At 67.9% G+C, this 14,499-nt stretch carries 9 protein-coding genes; 5 read left to right on the top strand and 4 right to left on the bottom strand.

The window, feature by feature from the left end:
• Positions 1-1,420: 1,420 nt before the first annotated feature.
• The 3 genes from MDN94_RS36845 to MDN94_RS36835 form a co-directional block, all read right to left on the bottom strand.
• A complete protein-coding gene (locus MDN94_RS36845; RefSeq protein WP_482730128.1) occupies positions 1,421-2,233 on the bottom strand; it encodes a DciA family protein in 813 nt (270 codons plus the stop codon).
• Complete coding sequence (locus MDN94_RS36840; protein ID WP_482730127.1) at positions 2,230-3,426, bottom strand: ArsR family transcriptional regulator; 1,197 nt, start codon at positions 3,424-3,426, stop codon at positions 2,230-2,232. Before MDN94_RS36840 ends, MDN94_RS36845 begins: the two co-directional genes overlap by 4 nt.
• A gap of 1,329 nt (positions 3,427-4,755) precedes the next feature.
• Positions 4,756-5,103, bottom strand: a complete 348-nt coding sequence (locus MDN94_RS36835) for a hypothetical protein (RefSeq protein WP_482730126.1) — start codon at positions 5,101-5,103, stop codon at positions 4,756-4,758.
• Positions 5,104-5,216: 113 nt separating this feature from the next.
• Between MDN94_RS36835 and MDN94_RS36830 the strand changes: the two genes are divergently transcribed.
• From MDN94_RS36830 to MDN94_RS36820, 3 genes are all read left to right on the top strand, one after another.
• Positions 5,217-6,845: an ISAzo13 family transposase gene (locus tag MDN94_RS36830; protein ID WP_482727900.1), complete on the top strand. Its 1,629-nt coding sequence runs from the start codon at positions 5,217-5,219 to the stop codon at positions 6,843-6,845.
• A 174-nt stretch (positions 6,846-7,019) separates the two neighbouring features.
• Entirely contained in the window at positions 7,020-7,508 is a 489-nt protein-coding gene (locus tag MDN94_RS36825; RefSeq protein WP_482730125.1) for a DUF4265 domain-containing protein, read from the top strand.
• Between the two features lie 140 nt (positions 7,509-7,648).
• Positions 7,649-9,106, top strand: coding sequence for an NF041680 family putative transposase (locus MDN94_RS36820; protein ID WP_482730099.1), 1,458 nt, complete (start codon positions 7,649-7,651; stop codon positions 9,104-9,106).
• A gap of 451 nt (positions 9,107-9,557) precedes the next feature.
• Here the strand turns inward: MDN94_RS36820 and MDN94_RS36815 are convergent, their stop codons facing one another.
• On the bottom strand, positions 9,558-10,529 hold the full coding sequence (locus tag MDN94_RS36815; protein ID WP_482730124.1) for a hypothetical protein: 972 nt from the start codon (positions 10,527-10,529) through the stop codon (positions 9,558-9,560).
• A 421-nt stretch (positions 10,530-10,950) separates the two neighbouring features.
• On the opposite strand from MDN94_RS36815, the gene MDN94_RS36810 reads away from it, so the two are divergent.
• Complete coding sequence (locus MDN94_RS36810; RefSeq protein ID WP_482730123.1) at positions 10,951-12,333, top strand: lipase/acyltransferase domain-containing protein; 1,383 nt, start codon at positions 10,951-10,953, stop codon at positions 12,331-12,333.
• Positions 12,333-14,366 (top strand): hypothetical protein, encoded by a 2,034-nt coding sequence (locus MDN94_RS36805; protein ID WP_482730122.1) that lies wholly within the window; start codon positions 12,333-12,335, stop codon positions 14,364-14,366. The genes MDN94_RS36810 and MDN94_RS36805 overlap by 1 nt, the downstream gene beginning before the upstream one ends.
• The last annotated feature ends 133 nt before the right edge of the window (positions 14,367-14,499 follow it).

The following is a 14,499-nucleotide window of genomic DNA, read 5'->3' as shown; positions in this document are numbered from 1 at the left end:
CCGAGCCGTCGCCTGCACCGACCGGCACCCTGCCGCCTCGCTGTCACCGCAACTACGTGGCGCCTCCTCGGCGCCTACGGTCTCATCGCCTGCCGTCCGTCCCCGTCACCGAACGACTTTCCGCCCTTGGGGAAAGCCTTGGCGGCAAATCAGCGGGCCACGGGCGGAGAACGGACGGACCGCACGGATTGGGTCTCCCGCAGAGCGGCCAGTGGCCCGGAACCACGCTCCCTCGCTGAAGCGTCCGACCATCAGGATCTCCGAGTTGTGAGGATGTATGCCGAATCCACGAGGGCGACAGCACCGATTACGTATCCGACAGCTGCCACCGCGTCCTCCGATACGACCTCGCTCCGCACCCGCCGACGCGCCCGCCGGTGGCTGGTCGGGCGTCACAGCACCTGTCCGCCTCATGAGCCGGTGGTACCGCCGCGTCGATTGGGCCAAGCACACCGCTGTGCTCGCGGCCCTCGTCGCTGCAGCAGGGCTAGCCGTGACGGCCTGGGGAACGCTGAAGACGGCTCAAGTGGCGGACGATCAACTCTCTCAGTCCCGGGAGCGTCAGGCGCAGGAGGCACGCCAGTTGGCTGCACGCGTCACACTGTGGCTACGGCCGGGAGTCACGGTGATCGCCAATCGGAGCCTCGACCCGGCGTTTGTCTACCTGAGGGTCTATGTTCCCAACGCTCCAACGGGCACCGGTAGCGTGAGCAGGATGACACTCGGGGCGGTGCCTCCCTGCACGCGTGTGGACGTACCCAACTCACTTATTGGGGAGAGGGCGCTGGACCCTGAGTACCGTCCTATTTCCCTCCTCATCTCGGAGCCGTCAGGGGTTCTGTGGGAGCGCGGGCTAGAAGGAAACCTCAGGGCAGTACCGCTGGATGAGACTCTCGAGATCTATCTCCGCAGGCCCGGGGCACTCATGGGAGGTGACCCGGAGAGTGGCCTGCTGACCTCTCCATCAGTGAAGTCAAGCGGACTGGAGGAGTGTTGGACGGGTACCTAGCGAATCAAGATCGTCCGTGCCCAACGGGCAAGCCTCCCGGATCAGCTCTTGCGTCGATGACGGCGCTGGCGCACAGGTTTCCCCCGTAGACCCGCGTCACCGGCAGCGCGGTCGGGACCAGGGTGCTCGAGGTGTTCGGCGCGCTCCGAGCGGCCGGGGCAGCTGAGGGCAGGGCATTGGCAGTCTGATGCGCATGGCTTCACGGATCGAGCTTCACTCCGGCGCTTCGGGCACATGGCTGACCCGCCGGGCTCAAGATCGCTCGCATCTGAGATGTCCGTCTCATCCATGAACACGGTGCTCAACCCGCGCGCCCGCACGCAACCTTCGGCTGCCATGAGACATGCGCGCAATTCACTCCGGGTGCTTTGGTGCCGTGCCCTTCCGTTCCGCCGCTCCCTCTGGCTCAAGTCATGAGGCTGCGGACAGTTGCCTGGGTTCGGCGTTCTGGGTGTGGCCGGTGCGCTTGTACGCCAGGGCCGTGCGGACACCACCTTGGAGGGCATCCTCTGGCTGCGCACGTTCGTCCTTCGCGCGCAGGATGTCCTCCTGCGTGGCAGGTTCCGTGAACGCGTCCTCGGGCTCGCGGCGGGCCAGCATTCGCCGTGTCTGGTCTTCGGCGGCGGCTCGGATGCGGCGGTCCATGTCGGTCTCGCGCGTCACCTTGTGTGCATTGTGGACTGACAAGGCTTCGAGGTACCGCGGATCCCTCGGGCGAGGGACAGCAGGCTGCGTGGAGGGAGCGGAATGTCGAGGCTGCGGGCCGGCGCACTCGGCAGGAGGCACCAGGTCGACATGGCTGGAGGTGAGGATCTTCAGAGCGTGGACAGTGCCCTCGCCGACCTTCTCGTTGATACGGGCAATGGTCTGCTCCCGAAACAACTCGAGCTGCTGCCGGTAGGCCGGCGACACGGGACGCAGATGCAAAGTGCGGGTGTCGTCGTCGAACTTGACGGCGGCGACCTTCCCTGCGAGTTCCGGGGCAATGGTGGGCCACTGATCGAGGATGCTGCCGCCCTTGGCCGCCATGTCCCAGCCGCGCTCGGTCATCATGCGTTCGATCGCCGCGGCGAAGGGCAGTGGGTCGCGTCCTCCGCTGCGGTCCCGCTTTGGCCGGGCGGCGCCCATGCGGCGCTTGGGGGCAGGGGTGTCCTTCGCGGCGGCTCTGGCTGCCTGGTAAGCCGCGCGGGCCAGGTCGACGCCGCTGGCAGGGCTGTCGGTCATGCGTGGGCTCCCGTCTGGAGGAAGGCGGCCATGTCGGCAGCCGCATTGGAGTCGGTGAGGTCGTCGAGGCCCTTGGCGGCCTGGTTGGCGGAGTAGGCGGCCATGCCCTGGTAGAGGCCAGCGAGGGCCTTTGTGGCGAGGTGATCGTTTCCGCCGTCCAGGCCGCCTTCGTAGCCGTCGTGACGGGCGCGTTCCGCGGTGCGGGATTCCTGCCAGTCGGTCACGAGTCGCTGCCGCTGGACGGAGGTCGGGTACAGCTGGTGGACGCCCTTGAGGCGGTGGGCGAGCATCCCGGAGCAGCGGCGGACATCGCCGGCGGTGAGCGGGCCGCCCATTTCGGCGATGGCCTGGACCTCGAGGACGGTCCACCCTGCGTCGGCGACGTGCCTGGTGATCCATGCGAGGCGTGCCCGGGATGCTCCGGCGAGCCACGGCACCTGGGTGAGGAGCTGCTGGGCGAGCTGGTAGCGGCGGCCGACGCGGTTGAGTTTCCTGGGCCCGCTGTTGCTGCTGCTCTTCGGGGTGGGGAACTGGTGCTCCCCGCTTGCGAGCTTGCTCTCAGAGGGAGAGCGAGTAGAACCGGTAGCAGAAGACGTTGAGGTACCACCCTGCATTGGGGTGCAACGCGACCGTCGCGAAACAGCCGCCTGTGTGCGGCGACGGCGCAACTGCCGGGCGGCCTTCTTCGCCAGCTTCCCGATGAGCTTCCGGCCCTCCTCGGCGATCCCGACCGGCCGCCGTTCGAGGCCTTCGCCGACCGTGCGGATACCGAGGGCCTCGTCGAACGCGACAGGGATGATCCGCTCGTACTCGGAGGCCCGGTTCACCCGCCCGGAGATACGGGTGCCCTTGTACCGGTAGGCGAGCAGCCCCGCCTCGCGCAGCATGGCAAGGTGGTACTTCACCGTGCGCGGGGACAACTCCAGCTTGCGGGCGAGGTAGTCGACGCTCGGCCGGCACTCGGTCAACGCGGAAATCTCCTGGGCGATGACGACCGTCGTCGGGCCCCACTTGGGGCCGTGCTTCTGCGACGGCGTGTAGAGGCCGGAACCGCTGACCCAGTGGACCGCCTGCATCCACGAGTACGCGTCCGGAGCGGTCCGCCCGGTCGTCGTCGACAGCCACTGGGTCGCGGGCGCCACACACAGGCCCTCGAGCAACTCCCCCTCAGTGTCCGGCGTAGTCGCGCTCATGCCACTGCCCGAGGCGACGGAGATGCATCGGCCGTCACCGGCGCGCCCAGAGGGGGCAAGTCAAGTGAAAGTAGGAAATGGTGGAGATGCAGATCCGCAGTGGAAAATGCGCAACTCGGCCGGAACCCCGCTATTCGGGCACTGTGGAACTGGCAAAAGGCAGCACGATGCTGCAACATGGAACTGGCCTCCTTTGGCACACAGGGGAGGGCATGAAAAAGCGCCTCTTGGCGCTGACTGCTGGGGAGCAGTGATCGAACCGTTCGAGCGGCCGCTAACCGCTTCGGACAATCCCTTCGGGAGGGCCTGCTAAGCCCGAACCCCGGAGACGATGGGGCGCTCGCTCCGAGTGACGGCTAATCACTTGGAAGGCTGGGCGCCCCGGCGGCTTCAGTCCGATCCCACGGACGCCGCCTCATCCCACTACGACGTCGCGACCTCCAAGAGGAGAGATCCGTCCGCAGCCAGGACGGCGCGGAAAACAGAGAAGGCACCCATCCGGAGCGACGCAAAGGTCGCTGCCACGGCGGGTGCCTTGGTGTGTGCCTGAACGAGGGTAGGGGTACCCTGCATCATGGCGTGACCATCCTCTAGTAGGTCTCGCTGCGCGCCCCGGGACTTGCTCAAGGTCCCGGGGCACTTAACGTCTGTATGGATCTTATCCACAGACACACTACTCCCGGCACGGCCCGTAGAGGCACCCCCGCACAGACCATCCCCCCGCAACCCTGTGCTCTTTTGACGCCCCAACAGGCACAATGGACGGCCCCGATCTACAGCCGAGAGTTGAGCGGCTGTACAACTGGCGGCGCACCATACGAGCCCAGCAACGTCGGGAGACATACACGACGCCCGTCCAGGGGCGCCGGTACGGTGCAGCCAGGCGGCGGATCGCCGATCGCCGCCAACCCGGGCCCGCTCGCGTCTACATCGACGCGGCTCCCCGAATGATCTACCAGACTCGGTACTCCAAGGAGTCCGGGATTCCCGCCGGCGTCGAGTACGTCACTTACGCCACCGCTTTCGGCGACCATTACTGCCTGTTTCTGAACCCCAGACCAGCAGGTCAACCAGCCATTGCCCGGAATGCGAAGTTTGCGGAAGCGTTCGCCGAACGGTCACCGTGACCGCTCGGCGAACGGAACTGCTGGGGTGTGTGGGACGCGCGGGGCGGTCTTCGGGGAGACCTTCACCCGGAGGTCGGCGAACGCGGTCGGTGGAGCGACTCAGCCTTGATCGTTCTCAAGTTGCCCAGCAGCAACTTGGCTCTCGGCTCACCTGGTACCAGGCTACCGACCCCGCAGAGTCCGAGGGCTCAGAAGCAGGCACTCAGCAGTACGTCCGGGCCTTCTTGATGGCGGGTTCGGCCCTTTGGGCGTCGGAGGTCACGTTGAGCAGCTGCTGCGCCTCCCTCAGGGCATCGGCGAGCGGCTGGAACCTGGCGTCCGCCAGGGCGGCCGCCCTGGCCAGTTCCTCGGCGCCGACGAGGCGTGCCACCGCGATGTCGAAGGCCTGCCCGCCGTCGGTGTCGGGCATCCGTTCCGGCAGCCGGCTCACGGCCGCACAGGCCAACTCGGCGTCGGTGCCCTGGACCTTGCCGGACGCCGCCCCCGACTGGCAGGCCGTCAGAGCTAGCAGCAGACCGACCGCGGCCACAGCAGCTGTCAGACGCCTCATCAGTTCCCCCCGCTCGAAGACTTCCGGCCATCCTCGGGGGCTTCGCCAAGGGGGCATAAGGGCTTGCAGATCATCAAGGTGTTGCTTCCTGTCTCATGGCTCGTTGATGTGGTATGCGCATCTCGGACGAGACCTGTACTCAACTCGCCATGAAGTTCGCGGTGTTGTTCCCGCATCTGGATGAGCGGCAGCGACGGCTACTGATGGCCGCAGAGGCCCGTGTTCTGGGACATGGTGGTGTTCGGGCCGTGGCACGGGCGGCCGCGGTGAGTGAGACCACGGTCCGCAAGGGCGTGTCCGAGTTGGAGACCGGCGAGGAGCCTCTGGGGCGGGTGCGGCGACCGGGCGGAGGCCGCAAGCGGGTCGCAGATCTTGATCCGGGGCTGCGGCCGGCCCTCCTTGCACTGGTCGAGCCGGACGAGCGAGGCGATCCGATGTCGCCGCTGCGGTGGACGGTGAAGTCGACCCGCACGCTGGCGCGGGAGCTGGCCCGGACCGGGCACAAAGTCAGCGCGGACACCGTCGCCGACCTGCTGCGGGAGGAAGGCTTCAGTCTGCAGGCCAACGCCAAGACCATCGAGGGAAGCCAGCACCCAGATCGAGATGCCCAGTTCCGCTATCTCAACGAGCAGGTTCGTGATTACCGGGACGCCGGCCAGCCGGTGATCAGCGTGGACACCAAGAAGAAGGAGCTCGTCGGCGAGTTCAAGAACAACGGCCGCCAGTGGCGGCCTGCGGCTGATCCGGCGCCGGTGAACGTCCATGACTTCGCCGACCCCCAGCTGGGCAAGGCCGTCCCGTACGGGATCTACGACCTCGCGGCGAACACCGGCTGGGTCAACGTGGGCACCGACCACGACACCGCCGCGTTCGCGGTGGAATCGATTCGCCGCTGGTGGCACGGCCAGGGCCGGGTCGCCTACCCGCAGGCAACTCGGCTGCTGATCACCGCCGACGCGGGCGGCTCGAACGGCTACCGCACCCGGGCCTGGAAGCTCGAACTCGCCCGGCTCGCGGCCGAAACAGGACTGACGATCACCGTGTGCCACCTGCCGCCGGGCACGTCGAAGTGGAACAAGATCGAGCACCGGCTCTTCTCGCACATCACCATGAACTGGCGCGGCCGCCCGCTGACCAGCCATGAAGTCATTGTCCAGTCCATCGCCGCGACCACCACCCGCACCGGACTACGTGTCATGGCCGAGCTGGACACCAACGTCTACCCCACCGGAGTCCAGATCGGCGAAGCAGAGATGGCGGCCCTGCCACTGACCCGCCATGCCTTCCACGGCGACTGGAACTATGCCCTGCACCCCCAGCCCTGCCCAGCCGTCCCAGCACCCCGGGCTCCGCAGAAACCGGTCCCAGAGTGGGACCACGATCTCCTGTCCGACCCCGCCCTGACCGGCATGTCCCGGCAGCAACTGAGCGATCTCACCGACACTTTGGCTCTCGCCGGCGACGTCAAGCGCGGCCGCCCGCCCCGGCTCGCCTTCCCCGACCAGGTCCTGGCAGCCGTCCTTCACCTGCGGGTCGCCCTGGCCGCGGAACCCCTCGCCGTGCTGTTCGACAGCAGTCGGACCGCCATGCACCGCACCTTGCTGAAGATCAGGACACTGCTCAAGGCGCACAGCGTCATCATCCCGCCGGCGGCCACTCCGCCCTCCGCCCTCACAGCCCTCCAGGCTCGGGTTCGAGCCCTGAGCAGCGACGCCAGCAGCATGATCAAGACAACGTGTTAATGATCTGCAAGCCCTAAGTCCAATCCCGGCCAGCTTGCACGGCTACCAACCCCGCAGAGTCCGAGGGTTCAGAAACAGGCACTTAACTTGTCTTTTATCCTCAGGCACTCGCGTGACAGCTACGGTTGATCGCCCGGATCGGGCCCGGTGCGGGGCGGTGTTGCCGGTCGGCGCATGATGACCGTCATGGAGAGCGCGGTCGAGAAGATCAAGGTCTGGTTCCGCCTTGTCCCTCGTGAGGGGTGGTTCCCACAGGACACTGAGGGGCTGTGGGCCACGAAGCTCGGCGACGATACGGCCTGTGTGCAGAACGCCCCCTTCCTTCAGGATGGGGTGGCCGAAGGCGACGTGGTGCGGTACCGGACTGACTCCGACGGGCTCCACTGGGCTGTCGGTCGGGTCAGCTCCTCCGGCAACTGCACGGTCCGTGTGGTGCCCGTGCCCACCGGCCCCCTGGGACGCAGTCCGCAGGCGGTGCATCAGCGCCTTTCGGCGTTCAGTCTTGGAGGCGAGGTCTTCAGTGTGGACTTCCCCATGGTGGCCTTCACCGCGCCAGCCGGCGCGGACTTCGCAGGGATCAAGGCCCTTCTGATGCAAGGCCAAGAGGAAGGTTGGTGGCACTACGAGGTCGGCTGTGGCACCGATGAGTGGTGGAACGCCTGAGTTTGTCTCTCGCCTCTGATCTCGAACATCGAGTCGCACAGGTTCACTCACCTGGGCATTCGCCGGACAGGCGGACGGCCCCCGCATGAGCATGCGTTCCGCCACGGAATCACGTTCATACGAAGGCCGCAGAGGTGAGTGTGCTCGACCATGATGCCCGGCGGGACGCTTTCGACTTCGCGTCCCACTTTAGGGAGGACTTCTACGCATGTCTGACCCGGCGCGGTGACACGCTGTTCGAGCTCACGGACGCGATGCTCTGCGGGGACGGCCCGGTGACCTCGCCGGTCGACCTGACGCTGCTGGCCGAGCACCGGCGTGGGCACGGCGCGTTGTACGACGCGCTCAACCAGGGCCACATCGACGTGGCCGGGCTGCGCAAGGCGCTGGCCATGCTGCCGCAGCCCAAGGCCGCCGACGGGCGCCTGGTCCTGGCCGTCGATGTCTCCGCGTGGCTGCGGCCCGACGCGCCGACCAGCCCGGACCGGCTGTTCTGCCATGTCTACGGACGCTCGGGACGCTCCAGCGACCAGTTCATCCCCGGCTGGCCGTACTCGTTCGTCGCCGCGCTGGAGACGGGCCGCACGTCGTGGTGCCAGCTGCTGGATGCGGTCCGGCTCGGCCCCGACGACGATGTCGCCGAAGTCACCGCAGCCCAGGTCCGCCGCGTCGTCACCGACTTGATCGCCCAGGGGCAGTGGGAAGCCGGTGACGACGACATCCTGGTCGTCTTCGACGCCGGCTACGACGCCCCGCGCATGGCCTACCTCCTCGACGGCTTGCCCGTCGAGGTCCTCGGACGCATGCGTGCGGACCGGGTGATGCGCCGTCCGGCGCCCTCGCTCAAGGAGTACGCCCTGTCCTATCCTCAGGGCGGGCGACCGCCGAAGCACGGCAAGGAGTTCCGCTTCGCCAGGCCCGAGACCTGGGGCGAGCCCGACGCGGAGACGGTGCAGGTCACCGACCGCTACGGCACCGCGAAGGCGATGGCCTGGGACCGTATCCACCCGCGGCTCACCACCCGCAGTGCGTGGATCGACCACGACGACGAACTCCCCATCATCGAGGGCACCCTGATCCGCCTCCAGGTGGACCATCTGCCCGGCGGTCACGACCCGCTGCCCGTCTGGCTGTGGTCCTCCAAGACCGGTATGACCAGCGAGGACGTCGACCTGCGGTGGCAAGCGTTCCTGAGGCGCTTCGATCTTGAACATACTTTCCGTTTCGTCAAGCAGACGCTCGGCTGGACCCGTCCCAGACTGCGTACTCCCGAGGCCGCAGACCGGTGGACGTGGCTCGTGCTCGCGGCACACACCCAGCTCCGGCTCACCCGCGACGCCGCGGCCGATCTCCGACGCCCCTGGGAGAAGCGGGCCGAGCCCGCCCGGCTCACCCCGGCCCGCGTCCGCCGCGGGTTCAGGAACCTCCGCCCTCACCTGCACAGTCCGGCCCGTGCACCCAAACCCTCAACGCCCGGCCCAGGGCGCCCACTTGGATCGAAGAACCGGCGACCCGCCACCCGTTACGACGTGGGCAAATCGACTAGACGCCCTGAAAGCATCGCTGAACGTAATCAACTCAAAGCTCACAAACCATAAAAAACAAGCTTAACGCCCCTACGACTGGAGCCAGATCGTCGACATCATCGACGCCCTGGTCGTCCCCTGCAGGCGGAAGAAGCAAGGCAGCGCCGAGCACATCCTCGGGCCGGCCGCTCGCCTCAAACTGCGGTCCCTCGTGGCGCACAAGCCGGTCTCCTGTACAGCGGATAATTCGGACTGGTTCCCGTCATCGACTGTTCAAGTCAGGTCCTCTCGCCGGCTGAAGCGCCACGGTTGAAGCTGACGCTCCCGCGAGCATGGAATCCGAGCTGCGCTCCTACGCTTGCGGCAGCACTTCAGCCATAACTCCGCGGCCGCGGACAAGGGCGACGCCTCGAGACCGCGAGCGCGTGGCCATGTGATCCGGACAGGATGCGTCTCACCATCAGGTGGTCCCCTGGAGTGCCGAGAGGTAGTGCCTCCTGACCTGCGGGCTAGGACACCGTTCCTATGGCAGGCGACCCGTTGGCGTCGCAGGGGAGACGAGTTGGCCTGTGGCGGTCAGCGCCAGGCGTGAGAAGAGGGTGCCCGAGAAGCCGAAGAGCAGAGCGATCGCGAGGGCGATGGGCTGTGCGGGCGCGTTCCACGAGTTGTCGAGGAAGACCTGTCCCAGGAGGTTCAGTTCTGGGTCCGCGAGCATGCGAACCAACAGCAGGCCGCCAACTGCAGCGAGTGCTCCGCCGACCGGGGCGAGGACCAAAACGCCCCAGGATGTGGGGCGCTGCGAGCGCATGACTCCGATCTGCGGCGAAAGGAAGCCCCCGAGGGCGCCGAGCATCATCGTCAGCTGATGGTCGAGGGTGACGCCGATCAGGAGGACGGCGCCGAGCCCGGTCGTGGCCAGCCAAAGGGCGGTGCGCTGCTGCTCGTACTCCAGATCCGCCTCGTCGTCCTCCCGGTCGTGAAGGTACGCGGTGGCAGCACTGACGAGGGCGACGGCTTCGGGACCGGTGACGGTCTGCGCGGCAAGCTGGGTGGCGAGTTCCGCGTCGCCGGGACGGGTGGAGGCAGCGAGGCGTAGCCGCAGCGACCGGAGCCGTGCTGCACTCTCCTCCGGCGGCTCGAGGTGGAGGAGTCGGCGTTCCGAGCTGTGGAGAACGCGCCAGGCGGCAGCCAGTTTGGACAATGGGATGGCGATGACCCAGGAGGTGGGAAGAAGCCGCCAGACGACCATGCTGGTCTTCTCCAGGTCGTCGAGCCGTGCGGTGACCGCCGCGATCGCCGCCGTACGAACGGGGTCGTCGGGAGCGGTGGCGGCCAGGACCGTTGCCTGCGCCCGGGCGTCACCGATGCGGCCCTGCAACCGGCGATAGCGCGGGGCGGCGATAAGTCCTCTGCTGGTGACGAAGACGATGGTCAGGTAGGAGAGGCACACCAGTGCCAGTCCCCCATGACTCCCCCCTATCACGCTCTGCCACATCTCGAGCCCCCTTCGGTAAGAACCCATCGTCCAGCCGTGTTACGGCCGGGCTCGGATCATCGTGCCGTAGGAGCGAGTGACTTCGAGGGCAGATGGGATGGTTCCGGGCCGGCATGGGACACGGTCGCCTTCTCGCCAGGTCGGCGAACCGGTGTCCGCTTCCGAATCGTCTATGGACGATGTATGCCGCGGCCGTTCCAAGTCTTCCGGCTTTCGGGGAACGCGAAGCGCCCCCCTGGTCTATAGTTACGGTCCGTCACCTTCGGGTTCCGGTGCGCAGGCACCGGCCGGTGACAGGCAGCGGGGTGGGCGCCCAAGCGGGGGGTAGCAGCACGTGAGCAAGGGTTGGGGACTGCCGCCGAGTCCGGCGGCAGTGGGCCGCGGCGGTCGGAGGACCGCCGTTCGACACTTAGTCGTCTTCGTGCCGGGGATCGGCGGAAGCGCTCTGTACCGCGCAGACGGCACGCCACTGTGGGCGCTCGACCCCGCGACCGGGCGCCATCCGATCCGCTCCTTTCGCGAACTCGCCGCCCCCGGGCCCCTATTACGGGACCCCGACTTCGATGACGGGGTACGGGCCACGAAGCTGATGGCGCTGCCGGTGCCGGGGCTCACCCGGTTGCTGGGCGGCTACCGGGACCTGCGTGCCACCCTGTTCCAGCACCTCGATCTGGTCGCCGGAGAGACATACACCGAGTTCCCCTACGACTGGCGGCGGCCGGCAGCCCACAACGCCCGGCTGCTCGAACGTCACGTCCGCGACCGGCTCATCCGGCTGCGCGGCAGGTACCCGAACGCCGAAGTGGTCCTTGTCGCCCACAGCATGGGCGGTCTGGTGGCCCGCGAATTCCTGGAGCGGCACGACCAACACCGCTCGGTGCACGCTCTCATCACTCTGGGCACACCTTTTCGCGGAGCCGTCAAGGCACTGGACTTCCTGGTGAACGGGCCGCGCGTGGCCAAGGTGCGATTCGGCTTCCTCGCTGAGGAGTTCGCCCGGCTGCCCGCGCTCTACGAGTTGCTGCCGGTCTACCCGTTCATTCGGTTGGGTACGTCGCCGGAGTCCCGACTCGGCGGGACACAGGACGTGCTGCACCTGCTCCCGCCCGGTGCGGACAAGCATGCGACGGAGGCGGCCAAGTTCCTTGATCGCCTCAACGAGAGCCCGGAGCCGACCGTCACCCGCTCGTTCGTGGGCTTCGGTGCTCCAACCCTGCAGCAGGCTGTGCTGTCCGGCTCACGACTCACCGTCATGCGGGGCAGTCACCTGCTGCCGGCCTCCCACCGGACTGTCGACGGCGACGGAACCGTCCCCCTGCTGTCGGCGAGCCCCCGCAGCAGCGAGGCGAAGCGGCTCGGCTCGACCCCACAGAATCAGACGCACAGTGGCCTGGTGACCGGCCGCGACGCGCTCAAGGCCCTCGTGATCCAGATCTCGGACCTGGTGCGCGAGGGCAAGATCCTCGACCGTGGGCGCCCGACGATCCGGCGCACGGACTGCGTCGGCGACACCGACATGCCGCCTGAGGCCGGCACGCTCGACACCGGATCCGCGCTGTCCCTGGACGTCAGGGACTGGTACGACGCCGATGAGCCCGTCAACATACCGGGCCGGGCTCCGGGGCATGCCGGCTCAACGCTCTGGTACCGCCTCGGCGGCCATGGCCCGACCGAGCTGCCGGTCGACGACGACGGCACCTTCACGCTCACTCCCGGCCCCCAGACGGAGGGCGTGCAGCGGCTCGACCTGCTGACTGCACCCGAGGGGGACGTGCTGCTTACCGACGTGATCGAGGCGGCCTGATGGCCGATTCCGAACAGTGGCTGCTCGTGGGCGACGAACTCCGTCAGCTCGACCGACTGGTGTACATGGTCGTCCCGGACGTCTTCCGAGGACGGGCAGACCTCGTCCCCCCAGCCGGCTCGGCGCTCCGCCAGACCCTCCGCTCAGTCGGCAAGGGCGGCCCCGTCGGCCAGGAGAGGATGGTCGAGGCGCTCTACGAGCTGCTCGCCGCTCACGAGCTCAGCTACGACCTCGATCCCAGTGACCCGGCCGGCGTCGAGCGGCAAAAGGTACGGCAGCCGCGGGAGGTCTTCGCAGGCAGGCGTGGGAACTGCGTCGATCTGGCTCTGGTGTTCTGCGGGATGGCGCTCGAAGCACAGCTGTTCCCGGTACTCGCCGTCATGCTGCTCCCGGACCGGTCACGCCACACCGTGGTGCTGATCGCCCCGCAGTCGGGAGACGACCGCGGAGCACCGCCCGACTGCTCCCTGGACGAGCGCCAGGGCACGGCCGACGAACTGCGGCTGGCCGAACTGCTCATGCAGGGCTGGATCGCGGTCGACGTGACCCGCGCCACGAGTGACGTGCTGGCCGGCACCTCAGGCTCGGGCACCTTCGCCGAGGCCCGTCATCTGGCCTGGTCCGCGCTGAAGTCCGCGAGGGACATTCGGACCCTCGACGTCGCCCGCCGCCAGAGTGCTGCGGCTACGCCGTTCCGGGCGGAAGAGTTGCCGCCACCCTACGGACAGACGTACTCCTCCGCGCTGCGGGATCGCTACGGTCCGCGCCTCGCCCACGCGGGTGTCGTCCCGGTCGAATGGAACGCCGCCGAACTGCACGCCCTGCGGTCGCGCCACCGCGCCGAGCAGCCGTCCCCGAGCCCTGTCGGCGACATCCTCGAAGCGTTGTGCGCCGCGCTCCAGGCCCGCCCCGTGTTCGACTCCGTCGGAGGCGACGACTTCGCCCTGGCCACACTCCGGCACCTGTACGCCGACCACGTCGGCCAGGCTCCCCGGGACGCATACTCCGCCGACGAACTCCTGGTACTGGCCGCCGCCGCAGGGATCGCCGAGTTCCGCTCAGGCCCCCGCCAGGCCGTCGGCCCACTCGCCCGCTTCCTCCTGGGGGTCGCTGGCCACGCCGACGAGCCCGAAGGCATCGACCTCGGCTCCGCCCGGTACGCCCTCCTCGACACCTGGCTCACCGACATCCTCGGACACCTGCGGGAGGACGCCCGCCGGTACCTTCTCAACGAGGTGAGGCGCAGCACCTGGGCCCTGATGGAACTCGTCGGCTGCAGCTCGACAGCTGCGGCCGGCCCGCCGTGGCCACGCGGGGTGGTGGTCGACCTGGTCGACCCGTTGGGCAACGTCACCACCAGGAACTTCCCCTGCCGAGAACGCTCCGAACAGGGGCTGAGGAATGCCCTGAGGCGAGCCACCGCAACATTCCTGCCCGGCCGGGCAGTGGCCGTCGACCTCGTCGTCCCGCGTGAATGGCTCGACGTCGGCCTCGAACACTGGGACGTCGTCGACGTGGGCGGCGCCTGGGACCCCATGACCCGCGACCTCCGCCCCCGGATGCGCTGGTCGGGTTTCAAGCACGACCGGCTGCGGGAGCGCCTCGAAACACGGTTGAGAAAAGCCGACTGGCACGGTGCCCCTGCAGTCGTCCCCGAAGCCGTCGCAGGCGACCGCACATCGACGGCGGCATGGCTCGATGATGAGTCGGCCGGCCCCGGCCAGTCCCCGTACCTAGTGAGCTGCCCACCGCCAAAGGGCGGCGATCCCTTGGAAGTACTCCTGAGCGAGGGGTGCGGATTCATCGTCTGGTTCATGACCCACCACGAGGAGACAAACTTGCAGGCGGCATGCGTCCAGAGCAACGGTGAGGAGACCTCGTGGGAGCGCCGCAGCAGCCTGCCGCGCCAACTGGCGGAGCGGCTCGACAAACAGCGGACGACGGTCATCTGGAACGACCCGCAAGGCCGTGACGGTTTTCCCATGCCGCTCGCTCGGCGAAGCGGCTCTCTTCGCAGCGGAGGAAGTCGATGAGTTGGGAGCTCTTCATCGGGGACGGCCAACCGCGCCGGGCTCGGCCGACGGGAAAGGCGTGGCATCGCATCCCGAAACCACCACCCTGGCGCACCCAGAGTGCCACCCGGCCACCGGTCTTCGATCTCCCCGA

This window comes from Streptomyces sp. WAC00040, from assembly GCF_056835925.1.
The sequence above is the reverse complement of the archived record's forward strand: the minus strand, read 5'-3'. Positions and strand labels throughout refer to the sequence as shown.

Coding starts and splice junctions, on each gene's coding strand:
- MDN94_RS36840 (WP_482730127.1), bottom strand. CDS start 3,426: ATGAGCGCGACTACGCCGGACACTGAGGGGGAGTTGCTCGAGGGCCTG.
- MDN94_RS36815 (WP_482730124.1), bottom strand. CDS start 10,529: ATGTGGCAGAGCGTGATAGGGGGGAGTCATGGGGGACTGGCACTGGTG.
- MDN94_RS36825 (WP_482730125.1), top strand. CDS start 7,020: ATGATGACCGTCATGGAGAGCGCGGTCGAGAAGATCAAGGTCTGGTTC.
- MDN94_RS36845 (WP_482730128.1), bottom strand. CDS start 2,233: ATGACCGACAGCCCTGCCAGCGGCGTCGACCTGGCCCGCGCGGCTTAC.
- MDN94_RS36830 (WP_482727900.1), top strand. CDS start 5,217: ATGCGCATCTCGGACGAGACCTGTACTCAACTCGCCATGAAGTTCGCG.
- MDN94_RS36835 (WP_482730126.1), bottom strand. CDS start 5,103: ATGAGGCGTCTGACAGCTGCTGTGGCCGCGGTCGGTCTGCTGCTAGCT.
- MDN94_RS36805 (WP_482730122.1), top strand. CDS start 12,333: ATGGCCGATTCCGAACAGTGGCTGCTCGTGGGCGACGAACTCCGTCAG.